Origin of the sequence: Candidatus Burkholderia verschuerenii (assembly GCF_001189365.1) — a bacterium.
Classification (GTDB): domain Bacteria; phylum Pseudomonadota; class Gammaproteobacteria; order Burkholderiales; family Burkholderiaceae; genus Caballeronia; species Caballeronia verschuerenii.
Genome location: NZ_LFJJ01000056.1, coordinates 14,372 through 29,467 on the forward strand (window position 1 = coordinate 14,372; position 15,096 = coordinate 29,467).

Here is a 15,096-nt window from a genome sequence, read left to right on the forward strand (position 1 = left end):
GTTGAGCACGCTTAACGTATCTGCCGCGCCGATCAACACGCGCGAATTGCGCGACGCGTTCGGCGCATTCATGACGGGCGTCACCGTCGTCACCACCACGCGCGGCGACGGCGCGCCGCTCGGCTTCACCGCGAATTCGTTTTCGTCCGTATCGCTCGATCCGGCATTGCTGCTGGTGAGCATCGCGAAGACGTCGAGCAACTATCGGACGTTCGCGAGCGCCGGCCATTTCGCGATCAATATCCTCGCGGAAGGACAGAAGGACGTCTCCAACACGTTCGCCCGCCCGAGCGACGACCGCTTCCCCACCGTCGGCTGGCGGCTGAGCGAGCACGCCAATCCGCTGATCGACGGTGTGAGCGCGTGGTTCGACTGCACGACGCACAAGATCGTCGACGCGGGCGATCACGCGCTGATCCTCGGCAAGATCGAAGCGTTTCATTCGGCCGGCTACGCGGGCCTCGGCTACTACCGCGGCGGCTATTTCACGCCGGCCGCGGTCGCGGCGGAAGTCATCGCGGGGCCGAAGGTCGTGGTGAGCGCGATCATCGCGCGCGACGACAAGGTGCTGCTCGCGCGCACCGCCGACGGCAAATGGACGCTTCCTTCGAAAGAGATCGGCCGGTCGGGCGCGGACAAGGCGATGGCCGAACTCTTCGGCAAGTATCAGCCGGATGCGTCGGCGAGCTTTATCTATTCGGCGTACAACAACACCGAGACGCATCACCAGTACATCGCGTTTTTGTGCAGTGCGCCCGACGAAGTCGCGGCATCGGGCGAATTCGTCGATCTCGCGGATATCGCGCCGGATTCGTTCGCCGACAGCGCGCTCGCCAGCATGCTCGCGCGTTACCGCCGAGAAAGTCAGTTGAAGAGTTACGGTCTGTACTTCGGCGACCACAGCAACGGCACCGTCCGTCCGCTTCATTCCTGAAAGGTCACACCATGCGTTTTTCACTTTTCGCTCATATGAAGCGCGTCTCCGACAAGACCACTCAGAAGCAGCTTTACGACGAGATGGTCGAACTGTGCCAGATGATCGCCGATCGCGGCGGCATGCATGCCGTGTGGACCGGCGAGCATCACGGCACGGACTTCACGATCGCGCCGAATCCGTTTCTCAATCTGGTCGATCTCGCCAACAAGACGAAGAACGTGCGGCTCGGCACGGGCACGGTGATCGCGCCGTTCTGGCATCCGATCAAGCTGGCGGGCGAAGCGGCGATGACCGACATCATCACGAACGGGCGGCTGGAACTGGGCATCGCGCGCGGTGCGTATTCGTACGAATACGAACGCCTGTCGCCGGGGCTCGACGCATGGCACGCCGGACAGCGCATGCGCGAACTGATTCCGGCCGTCCAGAAACTGTGGCAAGGCGACTACGCGCACGAAGGCGAGTACTGGCGTTTCCCTTCTTCGACATCGTCGCCGCTGCCGCTGCAACAGCCGCATCCGCCCATCTGGGTCGCCGCGCGCGATCCGAACAGCCACGAATTCGCGGTATCGAACGGTTGCAACGTACAGGTGACGCCGCTGCATCAGGGCGACGAGGAAGTCGAGAAACTCGTCGGCCACTTCAATGCCGCCTGCGAAAAATTCAGCGATGTGCCGCGGCCGCAAATCATGCTGCTGCGCCATACGTATGTCGCGAGCAGCGAAGACGACGCGCAGGTCGCCGCCGACGAAGTCAACGTCTTCTATAACTACTTCGGCGCGTGGTTCAAGAACGAACATCCGGTCAGCCGCGGCATGATCAAGCCGCTCACGAAGGAAGAAATGGCCGCGCATCCGTTCTACACGCCCGAGGCGATGCGCAAGAACAACGTGATCGGCACGCCCGAAGAAGTCATCGCGCGACTCAAGGCTTACGAGGCGCTCGGCTTCGACGAATATTCCTTCTGGATCGACACGGGCATGAGTTTCGAGCGCAAGCGCGCCTCGCTCGAACGCATGATCAACGATGTGATGCCCGCCTTCGCGTGAGGTGACGACGCCATGAATACGCAATTTCAGCTTTATATCGACGGCAAGTTCGAAGCGGGCGCGGCAACCTTCGGCAGCGTGAATCCGGCGACCGGCCAGGTCTGGGCCGACATGCCCGAAGCGCGCACGGAACAGGTGAACCGCGCCGTCGACGCCGCCAGCCGCGCCCTAAACGACCGCGCGTGGGCGGGCCTCACCGCCTCGGCGCGCGGCAAGCTGCTCTACAAGCTCGCCGATCTCGTCGAGAAAGCCGCGCCGCGTCTCGCCGAAATCGAGACTCACGACACCGGCAAGATCATCCGCGAAACGTCGAGTCAGATCGCGTACGTGGCGGAGTATTACCGCTATTACGCGGGCATCGCGGACAAGCTCGAAGGCAGCCACATTCCCGTCGACAAGCCCGATATGCAGGTCTGGCTCGAGCGGCAGCCGGTCGGTGTCGTCGCCGCGATCGTGCCGTGGAACAGCCAGCTTTTTCTGTCGGCGGAGAAGCTCGGTCCCGCGCTCGCGGCGGGTTGCACGGTCGTGCTCAAGGCATCGGAAGAAGCGCCGGGACCGTTGCTCGAATTCGCCAGACTGATCCACGAAGCGGGCTTTCCGCCGGGCGTGGTCAGCGTCATCACGGGCTTCGGTCCGGAATGCGGCGCCGTCCTGAGCGGCCATCCGAAGGTCTCCAATGTCGCGTTTACCGGCGGACCGGAAACGGCGAAGCATATCGTCGCGAACACGGCGAACAACCTGGCGAAAGTGTCGCTCGAACTGGGCGGCAAGTCGCCGTTCATCGTATTCGCCGATACCGATATTCAAAGCGCGGTGAACGCGCAAGTCGCGGCGATCTTCGCGGCGAGCGGGCAAAGCTGCGTGGCGGGTTCGCGCCTGCTGGTCGAGGCATCGGTGAAGGACCGTTTCCTCGCGATGCTCGTGGAACGCGTCGAGCGTATCCGCATCGGTTCGCCGATCGACATGCAGACCGAGTTCGGACCGCTCTGCACGGAGCGTCAGCGCAGGAATATCGAAGCGGTCGTCGAAAAGTCCCTGAAACAAGGGGCGACCGTGCTGACGGGCGGCCGCGCGCTGGATCGCGACGGTTTCTTTTACGCGCCGACCATCGTCGATTGCAGCCACGCCGATCGCCCCGATTGCATCACGACGGAACTGTTCGGACCGGTGCTGTCGGTCGATACGTTCACCACGGAAGAAGAAGCCATCGAGAAGGCGAACAGCACCGTGTACGGACTCGCCGCCGGCATCTTCACGAGCAATCTGACACGCGCGCATCGCGTGTCGAAGCGAATCAGGTCCGGCATCGTCTGGATCAACACGTATCGCGTGGTATCGCCGCTCGCGCCGTTCGGCGGCTTCGGCCTGTCGGGACATGGACGCGAAGGCGGCATGAGCGCCGCACTGGAATACACGACAACAAGAACCGTGTGGCTGCGTACCTCGGACGATCCGATCAGCAATCCGTTCGTGATGCGCTAAGACGACTGCGCAGCGGCGGCGCGTTGATGCAGTGGTAGCGCCGCCACCCCATCAAGCTGGAGACGGAGACAAAATGAAAGACTCGGGGAACGACAACAGCGTTCTGACCATCGAGAGCAATTCGATCGAATACGTCGGGCCGGAGCATCGGCACGGCAAGCCCAAGGATTTGTTCACACTGTGGTTCTGCACCAATGTCGCGCCGCTGGCGGTGATATCGGGCGCGACATCGGTGCTGGTTTTTAAGCTGGACTTCTTGAGCGCGATTCTCGCCATCGTCGCCGGGCAGTTCTTCGGCGCTCTCTTTCACGCGCTCACGTCGGCGCAAGGCCCGCTGGTGGGCGTGCCGCAGATGATTCAAAGCCGCGCGCAGTTCGGCCGCTACGGCTCGCTGCTGGTGGTGGGCTTCACCACCGTCATCTATCTGGGCTTCTTCGTCTCGAACATCATCCTTGTGGGCAAGACGCTTCATACGGCGGCGCCCGCGATACCCGAGTCGTTCGGCACCGTCGCGGGCGCGCTGCTCGCGACCCTGATCGGCGTGATCGGCTACAACTTCATTCACCGTTTCAACAAGATCGGCGCGTGGTTCATGGGGATCGCACTGCTGATCGGCATGTCGCTGATCGCGCCGGGTCTGGATGCGGAAGTGTTCCGGCGCGGCAGCTTCGAGCTCTCCAACTGGTTCGCGATGTTCGGCCTGTGCGCGGTATGGCAGATCAGTTTCGCGCCTTATACGTCGGACTATTCGCGTTATCTGCCGAAGTCCACGGGCTTTGCGCGAACCTTCGCGTTCACGTATTTCGGCACTTCGCTCGGCACCATCTTCGCGTTCGTCTTCGGCGTGATGGCGGTGAGCGCCGGTCATTCCACCGATGCGATGCAAGCCGTGCAGACGCAGACCGGCGTGTTCGGCTATGTGCTGATCTTCCTGTTTCTCGTGAATATCATCGGGCACAACGGGATGAATCTGTACGGCGCGGTGCTCTCGTTCATCACGGCCGCTCAGACCTTTCGCCCGAAGTGGATTCCGGGACGCAACGTGCGCGTCGTCGTGTCGGGCGTGCTGCTGATCGCGTCGACGATGACGGCGCTGTGGGCGTCGAACAATTTTCTCGCGCTGTTTCTGACGGCCATTTTTGCGATGCGTATCGTGCTCGCGCCGTGGATCGCCATCAATCTCGTCGATTTTTATCTGATCCACGACCGGCATTATCAGGTGTCGGAGATCATCGGCAGCACGGGCGGGGCGTACGGGAAATTCAACTTCAAGGCCATCGCCATCTATGTGTTCGGCATTGCCGTTCAGGTGCCCTTCATGGAAGAGAGTTTCTTTCATGGTCCGTGTGCGAATATCCTCGGCGGCGCGGATATTTCATGGATGGTCGGACTCGTAGCCACAGCGCTCGTTTATTATGTCTTCGCGTCGAAGAACGATCTGCGCTCGCGCCGCCGCGCGCCGGCCGGAGCGCAGGCTTCGAAGTAACACAGAACCGCCGTACGCTCGCACACGTCCGCCTGCGCTTTTGCGCCGGCGGATTTTTTCCATCCTGCAACGACGACTTTCGACATGGCTTCTTCCCCGCTGCTGCTCGTGCAAACCGGTACGCCGCACGACGACGTGCGGCATCCCCACGGCGACTTTCCGTCATGGTTCAGCCGCGCGATGGGCGGCGCTGTCGAGACCGAAGGCGTGCGTGTTTTCGAAGGCAAAAGCCTGCCGCCGCCGGATGCGAACCGCATCGCCGTGATCACGGGTTCGTGGGCGATGGTCACCGACCGCCTGCCGTGGAGCGAAGCGACGGCGCAGTGGATACGCGATGCGATGACGATCGATATGCCGCTGTTCGGCGTGTGCTATGGCCATCAGTTGATGGCGCACGCGCTCGGCGGACGGGTGGACTATCATCCGCGCGGGCGTGAAGTGGGATGCCGGCGAATCACGCTATCGCCTGCGGCAGCGGACGATGCGCTCGTCGGCACGTTGCCGCCGACCTTCATGGCTCATCTGATGCACGAGCAGAGCATCGTGGAACTGCCGCCGGGTGCGCACGCGCTCGCGGCCTCGGATCACGATGCGTATCAGATCGTCCGATACGGAGCGAATGCGCTTTCCGTGCAGTTTCATCCCGAGTTCACGCCCGCCATCACGGAAACCTGCATCCGGCGACGCACCGACACGCTGCTGGCCGAAGGCATGCATCCCGAGGAACTCGTGCGCAACTTGCAGGACACGCACGAAGCGCAGAGCTTGCTCGCGCAATTCGTGCAACGCGCCACGCTCGAACGTGTGTAAGCGGTGGGCGGGGCCGTCGTCGGCCCCGCCGTGTTCATTCGCGCGCCTTCAAACCGTCATGCACAGGTATTTGATGACGAGATAGTCGTCGATGCCGTAATGCGATCCTTCGCGTCCCAGGCCCGATTGCTTCACGCCGCCGAATGGGGCCACCTCGTTCGAGATCGCGCCCGTGTTGATCCCCACCATGCCGTATTCGAGCTGTTCCGCCACGCGCCAGATGCGGCCGATATCGCGGCTATAGAAATAGGCGGCGAGGCCGAATTCGGTGTCGTTGGCGTAACGCACCACTTCTTCGTCGGTCGAAAAGCGGAACAAGGGCGCGAGCGGCCCGAAGGTTTCTTCCTTCGAGACGCACATATCAACGCTGGCATCGGTGAGAACGGTCGGCTCGAAGAAGCCTTGACCCAGCGCGTGACGCTTGTCGCCCGCGACGACTTTCGCGCCCTTGCTCACCGCATCGGCGATATGCGCTTCGACCTTCTTTACCGCCGCTTCGTCGATCAGCGGTCCGAGCGTCACGCCGACCTTGCGCGTGATCATTGCAGCGGGAAAATTCCACGGCGTGATGGCGGCGCACACGCCGATCGGCTCCTTCACGACGACGATGCGCTTGTCCGCTGCCGGCGACGCGAGCGTGTCGCCCGCCACGCGCTTGCCCTCTTCCGCGAACCATTCGATAAACGACGCCGCGTACGTAATCTCGCCCTTCGCTTCGGCGATCGGCTTGCCTTGTTCGGCCGTGAGAATCAGCGCGAGGTCGTCGGTGTTTTCGAGCATCAGGTCGTACCAGCGGCGCAGGATCGCGGCGCGTTCCTTCGCGGTCTTCGCACGCCAGGCGGGCCACGCTGCGTTGGCGGCATCGATGGCGCGCGAGGTTTCGGCCGCGCCCATTTTCGGCACGCCGCCGAGCGAGCGGCCCGTCGCCGGGTCGAACACGTCGAAGCTTTCGCCCGTGTCCGCCTTGCACCATTGCCCGTCGATAAAAGCCTCGTGACGGAGCAGCGATGCATCCTTCAGCATGGAGTTCAGTTCCACAATCGATCCTTATACAAAGTGAAAAAGCGCCGCATGACTCGCTACAAAAGCGAGCCGCGCGGCGCGTATGACAAACGCGAATCAGAACAGGTGATAGATGCCGACCCGCCCCATGATCTGATGGTTGCTGCTCGATTCCGATCCCACCGCGCCATCGAAGATGTCAGCGTTCGAGGCCGCGCCCGCCGCTTTCTGCCAGACGCCCATCGCATAGAGCGAGGTGCGCTTGGTCAGTGCGTAGGCCGTGGTCAGCCCGACCTGGTGATAGATCGGAATCGCCTGGCTATAGCCGATGTTGCCGTGCGTATACACGTACTGCGCGCCGACATACCAGGCGGGCGTGAGGTTGTAGCGGCCCCAGGCTTCGTAGTTGTCGAAGCGCACGGTGCCGTTCGTGCCGTTCGCATCGTTGAACTTGGTGTTCATATAGTCGATGCCGAGCGTCGCGGCGCCAATCGCATAGTTGACGCCCGCGCCGAACACCTGTTCGTTGGCCGGATTGCCGACATAACTGAACGGCCCGGATGCGCCGATCGCCGCGCCCGTCGTATTGCCGACATAGTTGCCGTCGGTGAGCAGCAACGCGGGATTCTTCGCATACAGATACGCGCCCGCGATGGTGAACGGACCGAAGGCATAGTTCGCGCCGACGCTCCACAAGCCGGTCGTGCCGCGTCCCTGCGAATTCGTGTTGGTGAACGAATAGAGGCCGCCGAAGGTCAGGCCGCCGATCTTCGGGCTCGCATACTTGACCGAGTTGTCGACGCGAAACGAGTTGTCGGTATTGTCGATATCGCCTGAGTGAACGAGCGGTCCCGCGAGTTGTCCGGGCGCGGTCAGCGGTTGCAGATAGTCCACCACCGAATCGTACTGACGGCCCAGCGTGACCGTGCCCCAACGCGTGTCCGACAGGCCGACGTACGCCTGACGTCCGAACAGGCGGCCGCCCTGACGGCTCTGTCCGTTCTCGGTGCTGAAGCCTGCTTCGAGCTTGAAGATCGCGGACAGCCCGCCGCCGAGATCCTCCTGACCCTTCAAACCCCAGCGGCTTCCGTAGACGCCGTCATAGGTGCCGTCGCCCATGCGCCACAGCGAATGGCCGCCGCTGTTGTTCACATAGTCGATGCCTTCGTCGATCACGCCGTACAACGTGACCGACGATTGCGCGTGCGCGTTCACCGCCAGCAACGCGCCGCCGATAAAAGCGCCTGCCGCGCGCGCCTTGCCCCATCCCTTTGCCATGCCTTCTCCTCCGATCTCATGGATCGTTCGTGGTGGTTGAACTGTTGTTCTTCAACCCGCGCGTCTCCACGACGCGTTCTCGTGTCCTTCGCCCAGCAGGCCGCGCGCGATATCCGCCACGCGTTCGACATGCGCTCGCGCGGCAAGACGAGCGCCGTGGCCGTCGTGCGCGCGAATCGCGGCGAGGATGTGCTGCATCTCCTGGACGACCTGACGCCCGCGATCGTCGGAGGCGATCGTCAATGCGCGCAGACGGTTGATCCGCGCCGTCAGCGATTGCACGATCTCCCATGCCACATGCTTGCGTCCGCCGATGAACATGCGCTCGTAGAACGCGGACGTCAGATCGCGCACCGCGTAATGGTCCTGCTCGTCGAACGCATGCTGGATGTGGGCGATACATTCGCCGAGCACGGTAACCAAGGTCTCGTCGGCCTGCTGCGCGCACGCCATCGCCGCTTCCCCTTCGAGCAGCGCGCGAATCTCGTAGATTTCCGCGGCGGATTGCATATCGAGAATGGCGACGATCGGGCCTTGATTCGGCAGCGTCTGTATCAGCCCTTCCGTTTCCAGATGACGCAGCACTTCGCGCACGACGGTGCGGCTCACGCCGAGCTCTTCGCACAGCGCACGCTCGACGAGCCGGTCGCCCGGCAGAAACCGCGCATCGAGGATGGCGGTGCGCATCTTCTGCAAGGCGAGTTCGCGCAGCGTGACGTTCGGACGTTCGACTTTCAGCGACGGCAACATAGGTTCAGACCTGCGCGAAGAGCCTGACATCGCGCGTGTCCCAGTCGACGAGCGCCTGCGTGCCGATCGCGAGACCGCTGTCGCGATGCGCGCCCGCCGGCATGCGGATCGAGATTTCCTGCTCCCAGGGCGTCGCGACCGCGTAGTGCATGGCGTCGCCGAGATAGGTGATATCGCGCACCGTCACCGGCAATCCCGACCCGGCCTTCGATGCGCCCGACGCGCGAATGCGCATCTGCTCGGGCAGCACCATCAGCGTGCCGTCGTCGCCTGCGCTGAGCGTCGGATTGCCGGCAGTGGAAATGGCGAGGCCGTTCGGAAACACACCGCTCGATTCGTCCGCGTTGCTCGCCGTCACCCGCACAGGCAGAAAATTGGAGTTGCCGATGAAGTTCGCGACGAACTTCGACGCCGGATTCGCATACAGCTCCTCGCCCGTCCCGCATTGCTCGATACGCCCTTTGTTGAACACGGCGATGCGATCGGACAGACGCAGCGCTTCTTCCTGATCGTGCGTCACGTACAGGATCGTCACGCCGGTCTCCTGATGGATGCGGCGCAGTTCCAGTTGAATCTCCTCGCGCAGCTTCTTGTCGAGCGCGGACAAGGGCTCGTCCATCAGCAGCACGGGCGGATCGTAGGCGAGCGCGCGCGCAATCGCCACGCGCTGCTGCTGACCGCCCGACAACTGCGCGGGCATGCGATCGCGAAACTCCGACAGATGCACGAGCGCGAGCATCTTCTCGACTTTCGCCTTGATTTCCGCATCCGGACGGCGTCGCACGCGCAATGAAAACGCGACGTTCTCGCCCACGGTCAGATGCGGAAACAGCGTATAGCGCTGAAACACCATGCCGATGTTCCGCTTGTTCGGCGTGACGGCAAGCAAGGGCTTGCCGTCGAGCAGCACGCGTCCTTCGGTCGGCTCCTGAAAGCCCGCGACGATATACAGCGTCGTGCTCTTGCCCGAACCCGACGGCCCGAGAAAGGTCATGAATTCGCCGCGCTTGATGTCGAGCGAGACCTGATCGATCGCGACGACATCGTCGTAAGTCTTGCGCAGGCGCTGGATTTGCAGGAATGCGGTGGTCATGGCGCGTTACCTCACTTCACGGAACGGGGACGGCGCAGAACCGCTGCCGCCAGCATTAAAAAAGTCGTCAGCGCGACGAGCAGCGAAGACGCCGCCGCAACCTCGGACGTCAGATCCTGACGCAGCGTCGACCAGATGCGCACCGGCAAGGTCTGCAAGGTCGGGCTCGACATGAAGATGGACACCACGACCTCGTCCCACGACGCGAGAAACGAGAAGATCGCGGCGGCGAAGATGCCGAGGTGAATGGCGGTCAAGGTCACGCGCAGCTTCACTTCAAGCGGCGATGCACCGCACACGAGCGCGGTATCGAAGCTCGCTAGCGAATTGCTGATCGAGATGATCGAGAACGGCAGCGCGATGATCAGATGGCCGATGACGAAACCCGTCGTCGTGCCGTTCAGGCCGACGCGCAGGCTGAACGCATACAACGCGACGGCGAGCACGACTACGGGCAGGACCATCGGCGTGAGAAAGAAGGCCTGCACCGCGCCGCGTCCCATGAACTTGCCGCGTGTCAGCGCCAGCGATGCGAGCAGCCCAAGCACCACCGAGAGGATCGTGACGATCACGGCGAGCTTCGCGCTTGTGAGCAGCGAATCGACCCAGCCCGGATCGGTGAACAACTGGCGATACCACTCCAGCGTCCATCCCGGCGCGGGAAAGATGAGCCATTGCGAATCGCCGAAGGACAGCGCGACGATAAAGAGAATCGGCAGCAAGAGGAACAAGCCGACCGCGCAACCGATTGCGATCAATACCCACTTGAGCGAACCCAGACGATCGAAGTCGAGCAACATGTCACTTTCCTCCCATGCTTGCACGCGCGCCGCCGGTGAAGCGCAGTTGCAGCGTGAAGAGACCGAGCGTGACCGCGAGCAGCACGAAGGCGGCGGCACCCGCGAGGCCCCAGTTCAAAAGCCCCTGCACCAGTTGCGCGATGAGTTCGGCGAGCATCATGTACGACGGTCCGCCGAGCAGCGCGGGCGTCACGAAGTAGCCGAGCGCCATCACGAACACCATCAGCGCGCCCGATGCGATGCCCGGCACCGCGAGCGGCACGAGCACGCGCCAGAACGCCTGCCAGCGGCTCGTGCCGCATACGGCGGCGGCGCGCAAGGTCGAGGCGTCGATGCTGCGCAGCGTGGCGTGCAAAGGCATCACGAGAAACGGCAGCATGATGTAGGTCATGCCGACCGTGATGCCGACGAGGTTGTTCACCAGCGCGAGCGGCTCGTTGATGATGTGCAGCGCCATCAGCAGGCGATTGATCGGCCCGGTCGATTGCAGCAGCACCATCCATGCGAAAGTGCGCGCAAGCAGGTTGGTCCACATCGACAGCAGCAGGATGGAGAACAGCAGCGAGCTGATCCGTCGCGGCGCGATGGCCAGCAGCCACGCAGTCGGAAAACCGATCACGACGGTGGCGACGGTCACCACGGTTGCGACCAGAAAGGTGTTGCCGAAGACCTTCAGATAGGTGGTCGAACCGAGCAGTTCGGCATAGTTCTGAAGACCCGGCGTCGGCTCCATGATGCTGCGAAGCAGAAGCGACAGCACCGGCAGCACGAAGAAGATCGCCAGCAGGAGCAGCGCCGGAGCGAGCAGGCGCAGGCTGCGCCAGTCCGGTTTATGCCGCGCTTTGGGCGCGGGCGGTGCGACGGTATCGGTACTGAGGACGTTCGGCATGATGACTCCCAATCCAGACGATGCGGCTTATTTCGACTGCCACGCGTACCAGCGCTTCGCGATGGCGTCGCGATTCTCGGCCCAGTACTTCATGTCGAGATTGATCTGCGAGGTCTTGAAGTTGTCGGGCAACTGCTTCGCGACATCGGCGGGCATCATCGACGGAGACTTGGTGTTGATGGGCGCGTAGTTGGTGTCGGTCGCGAACTTGGCTTGCGCCTGCGCGCTCGTCGCGTAGGCGAGATACTTCATCGCTTCGGCCTTGTGCTTTGAGCCTTTGGGCACGACCAGCATGTCCGCCGCGGTCAGATTCTGGTTCCACGAGATGCCGACCGGCACGCCGGTTTGCGCGAGCGCATGCAGCCGGCCGTTCCAGAACATGCCCAGCGGCGCTTCGCCGGATGCCAGCAATTGCTGCGATTGCGCGCCGCCGCTCCACCACACGATGTCGCTCTTGATGGTGTCGAGCTTCTTGAACGCGCGATCGAGATCGAGCGGATAGAGTGTTGGCCGGCACGCCATCCGCGAGCAAGGCGATTTCCAGCACGCCGGGCGCGGACCACTTGTAGAACGTGCGCTTGCCGGGAAACTTCTTCGTATCGAAGAGATCGGTCCAGTTCTGCGGCTGCGCGCTCGCGTATTTGGCCTTGTTGTAGCCAAGCACGAACGAGTAATAGAAGCTGCCGACGGCGCTCGGCGTCGCGAAGCGCGGATCGAGTTCGTCCTTCTTCACGATGGTGTAGTCGATCGGCTCGACGAGTCCCGCCGCTTGCGCCGCGTACGCGAAGTCGCCTTCTACATCGACCACGTCCCACGTCACGTTGCCGCTTTCGACCATCGCCTTCAATTTGCCGTAGTCGGTCGGTCCGTCCATCAGCACGTTGATGCCGTTGGCCTGCGCGAACGGCTGCGCCCAGTTCTTCTGTTGCGACGACTGCGTGGTGCCGCCCCAACTCGTGAAGACGATCGGATCGGTGGCGTGCGCGAGCGTGCTCAGCGCGACTATCGATGCTGCAACAAGCGCTTTTTTCGTGTTCATTCGTGTCTCCTGCCTGATTGGTGTGTGAAGCCGCATTCCGTGCGGTCTATCTCGATGTTCAGCTCAACGGCGAGAAGTTCGCCGGCCGCATGATCTTGTTTTCCATCTCTTCCATCAGCGCCTGAATCTTCGGCGCGAACGCCTGCCATGCCGGGTCTTTCGCGAGCGCGGCGCGCCGTTCTTCGCGTTCGTCCAGCGACGGATACGCCCAGATATGGACGATCTGGTTCAGCGGTCCGATATCCGAAAAGAAGTAACCGACGAGGTCCTTCAGATACTTCTTCTGCAACGCGATACCTTCTTCCTCGACCAGCTTGAGATAGGCAGGCACCGCGCCCGTCTTGATTCGATACGTGCGGATTTCGTAGAACATGTCGGGTCCGGAGGCGTTAGTGAGAATGGGCGAGCGACTGGACCTTTCCGGCCGCGCTGTCGCCCACATAGATGCCGAACGCGTCCTCGCTGCGTTCGCGCACGTAGCGCTGCAGCATCGAGCGCACGGCGTCGTCCTGAATGCGGTCCCACGGAATATCGCCGCGCGGGACCACGCGCACTTTCGCCGCGCGCGATGCGAGGCCGTCGCTGCTCACGCGTCCGCGGTAGTACACATGCACGCCGTTGCTGCTTTCGAATACGGCGAACAAAAAATCCAGATGTGCGTCCAGCCCGAGCGTGGCGAGCACGCCGCGCAGGCTGTTGGCATCGCTCGACGGTTCGAGCCGGATGCCCGCGGGCAACTCCAGCCCGTTCGGGGTATCGAGCAGCACGATGCCGTCGTCGAGTTCGAGGATCGCGCCGACCTTGGCGCGCGCGCCCGCCGCCGACAACGCTTCCTGCGACAGACTGAAGTTCACGTAGGCGCCACGGCAGTAACCGAGCGGCGACGACGTCGTATGCGCGAAGTCCACCACGCGGCCGATCAGAATGATGTGGTCGCCGGCATCGACGACATCGTGCGTCTTGCAGTCAAAGCTCGCGGCCGCGCCTTTCATCAGCGGCGCGCCAGTGACGCGTGCGTGCCAGTCGACCTGCGCGAACTTGTCGGCGGACTTCGACGCGAACACGCCGGATACCGCCTTCTGTCCTTCGGCGAGCACGCTCACGGCGAAGTGATCGGTCGCGGAGAAGATCGCGTGACTCGACGCCGTCTTGGCGATGCACACCAGAATCAGCGGCGGATCGAGCGATACCGACGTGAACGAGTTGGCCGTGAAGCCGCGCGGCGAGCCATCCGGTTGAATGGTCGTGACGACCGTCACGCCGGTCACGAACGCGCCGAGCGCGCGGCGAAATTCAGCGATATCGATGGCTTGCTCTTTGGTCGTGTCAGTCATGACGTCCTCCTGTGGATAGCGCGCGCATCGCCTGCGTGAGAAATGCGCCGAGCCGTTCGTTGACGCGCGCCGCATCGGTGACATTCATCATGTGGCGCGCACCGCCGATGATCTCCGCGCGCCCGTCGCGCGATGCCGCCGCCATGGCTTCGGACATCGCGGGACTGGAGTTCGGATCGAACTCGCCGGTCAGATAGAGCTCGGGCATCGCAAGCGCGCCGAGACGGCCGACATGCGCGGCGTCCGAACTCGCGAACAGGCGATAGGTGCGCGCATAGCCTTCCGGATTCACCGACAGCAGCAAGGCGCGCAGATCCCGCGCGGACGCTTCGAGATGCGCCGGCACCGGAACGCCGAACCAGCGCGCGATGGTTGCGTCCACGCCGGCGTCGCGCGCGCCCGCATCCAGCGTCGATGCACGGTCCATGACCGCCGCGCGTTGTCCGGGCGTGCGGTCGTAGACGGCATTCAGCGCCGCGACGCTCGACGTGCGATCCGGAAACGTCAGCGCGAATTCGAGCGCGACCAGCGCGCCCATTGAATGCCCGACGACATGCGCGCGTTCGATCTTCAGTGCATCGAGCAGCGCGGCGAGTCGCATCGCGTATTCGGCGAGCGTCGGCTCGGCGCTCGGCAGCGCGCTCTCGCCGTGGCCGGGCATGTCGTAGGCGAGCACCTGAAAGTGCGCGGTGAGCGCATCGACCTGCGGCGCCCAAACGCTGCGATTCATGCCGACGCCGTGAATCAGCACGACCGTTTCGGCAGCCTGACCCGCACGCGACGCGTACAGCGTGTAGCGCGTCACGCCGGCCATGCCATCGGCGATCACGTGGCTTCGTTCCGGCCTCATGCGCCCCACTCCTTCGTGTCCTGCTTCATGGCGTCTTCCTCGAACCGTCACACGGCATTTTTCACTGGATGATGGTATGCCATATTACGAACCTCGCTTCGCTGATAATATTATGGAATACCATGATACGGTTCGCGTTGAAATCGACCGCGAGGCGAAACCTGCAGGCGAAAAAAAAAATCGGGATAGGGGCAGGCCTCGCGGCCCGACCCCTCCCACACCACCGTGCGTACGGGTCCGTACACGGCGGTTCGGATCAGTTGATCGGCGCTGGACCGACCGACGGCAGGCCCAGCG

General features: G+C 63.0%; 14 protein-coding genes and 1 pseudogene. 5 read left to right on the forward strand and 10 right to left on the reverse strand.

The genetic code is table 11. The annotated features are described in order from the left end of the window. Position 1: 1 nt before the first annotated feature. The 5 genes from BVER_RS12430 (at position 2) to BVER_RS12450 (ending at position 5,764) form a co-directional block, all read left to right on the forward strand. On the forward strand, positions 2-934 hold the full coding sequence (locus BVER_RS12430) for a flavin reductase (RefSeq protein ID WP_232316514.1): 933 nt from the start codon (positions 2-4) through the stop codon (positions 932-934). A gap of 11 nt (positions 935-945) precedes the next feature. Continuing rightward, entirely contained in the window at positions 946-1,986 is a 1,041-nt protein-coding gene (locus tag BVER_RS12435) for an LLM class flavin-dependent oxidoreductase (RefSeq protein WP_050453555.1), read from the forward strand. A 12-nt stretch (positions 1,987-1,998) separates the two neighbouring features. Then, positions 1,999-3,468, forward strand: coding sequence for an aldehyde dehydrogenase (locus tag BVER_RS12440; protein ID WP_050453556.1), 1,470 nt, complete (start codon positions 1,999-2,001; stop codon positions 3,466-3,468). Between the two features lie 73 nt (positions 3,469-3,541). Beyond that, a complete protein-coding gene (locus tag BVER_RS12445; protein ID WP_050453557.1) occupies positions 3,542-4,954 on the forward strand; it encodes a purine-cytosine permease family protein in 1,413 nt (470 codons plus the stop codon). Between the two features lie 84 nt (positions 4,955-5,038). Next, complete coding sequence (locus BVER_RS12450; protein ID WP_050453558.1) at positions 5,039-5,764, forward strand: glutamine amidotransferase; 726 nt, start codon at positions 5,039-5,041, stop codon at positions 5,762-5,764. 48 nt (positions 5,765-5,812) lie between these two features. Here BVER_RS12450 and BVER_RS12455 read toward each other — a convergent pair whose 3' ends face one another. The 10 genes and pseudogenes from BVER_RS12455 to BVER_RS12500 form a co-directional block, all read right to left on the reverse strand. Further along, entirely contained in the window at positions 5,813-6,802 is a 990-nt protein-coding gene (locus BVER_RS12455) for an aldehyde dehydrogenase family protein (RefSeq protein ID WP_440588097.1), read from the reverse strand. Positions 6,803-6,883: 81 nt separating this feature from the next. Next, complete coding sequence (locus tag BVER_RS12460; RefSeq protein ID WP_050453559.1) at positions 6,884-8,044, reverse strand: porin; 1,161 nt, start codon at positions 8,042-8,044, stop codon at positions 6,884-6,886. Between the two features lie 51 nt (positions 8,045-8,095). Then, positions 8,096-8,794 carry a GntR family transcriptional regulator gene (locus BVER_RS12465; protein WP_157056035.1) on the reverse strand — a complete coding sequence of 233 codons (699 nt, stop codon included), beginning with the start codon at positions 8,792-8,794 and terminating at the stop codon, positions 8,096-8,098. A gap of 4 nt (positions 8,795-8,798) precedes the next feature. After that, the gene (locus tag BVER_RS12470) at positions 8,799-9,887 is read right to left on the reverse strand and encodes an ABC transporter ATP-binding protein (RefSeq protein WP_050453561.1); all 1,089 of its coding nucleotides are present in this window, start codon (positions 9,885-9,887) and stop codon (positions 8,799-8,801) included. An 11-nt stretch (positions 9,888-9,898) separates the two neighbouring features. Further along, positions 9,899-10,687: an ABC transporter permease gene (locus BVER_RS12475; RefSeq protein WP_050453562.1), complete on the reverse strand. Its 789-nt coding sequence runs from the start codon at positions 10,685-10,687 to the stop codon at positions 9,899-9,901. 1 nt (position 10,688) lies between these two features. Continuing rightward, on the reverse strand, positions 10,689-11,576 hold the full coding sequence (locus BVER_RS12480) for an ABC transporter permease (protein ID WP_050453563.1): 888 nt from the start codon (positions 11,574-11,576) through the stop codon (positions 10,689-10,691). Positions 11,577-11,603: 27 nt separating this feature from the next. Then, positions 11,604-12,615 (reverse strand): annotated as a pseudogene (locus tag BVER_RS12485) (ABC transporter substrate-binding protein). 58 nt (positions 12,616-12,673) lie between these two features. Further along, entirely contained in the window at positions 12,674-12,988 is a 315-nt protein-coding gene (locus BVER_RS12490) for an NIPSNAP family protein (protein ID WP_050453564.1), read from the reverse strand. A 16-nt stretch (positions 12,989-13,004) separates the two neighbouring features. After that, positions 13,005-13,949 carry a flavin reductase gene (locus BVER_RS12495; protein ID WP_050453565.1) on the reverse strand — a complete coding sequence of 315 codons (945 nt, stop codon included), beginning with the start codon at positions 13,947-13,949 and terminating at the stop codon, positions 13,005-13,007. Beyond that, on the reverse strand, positions 13,942-14,799 hold the full coding sequence (locus BVER_RS12500; protein WP_050453571.1) for an alpha/beta fold hydrolase: 858 nt from the start codon (positions 14,797-14,799) through the stop codon (positions 13,942-13,944). Before BVER_RS12500 ends, BVER_RS12495 begins: the two co-directional genes overlap by 8 nt. Between the last annotated feature and the right edge of the window lie 297 nt (positions 14,800-15,096).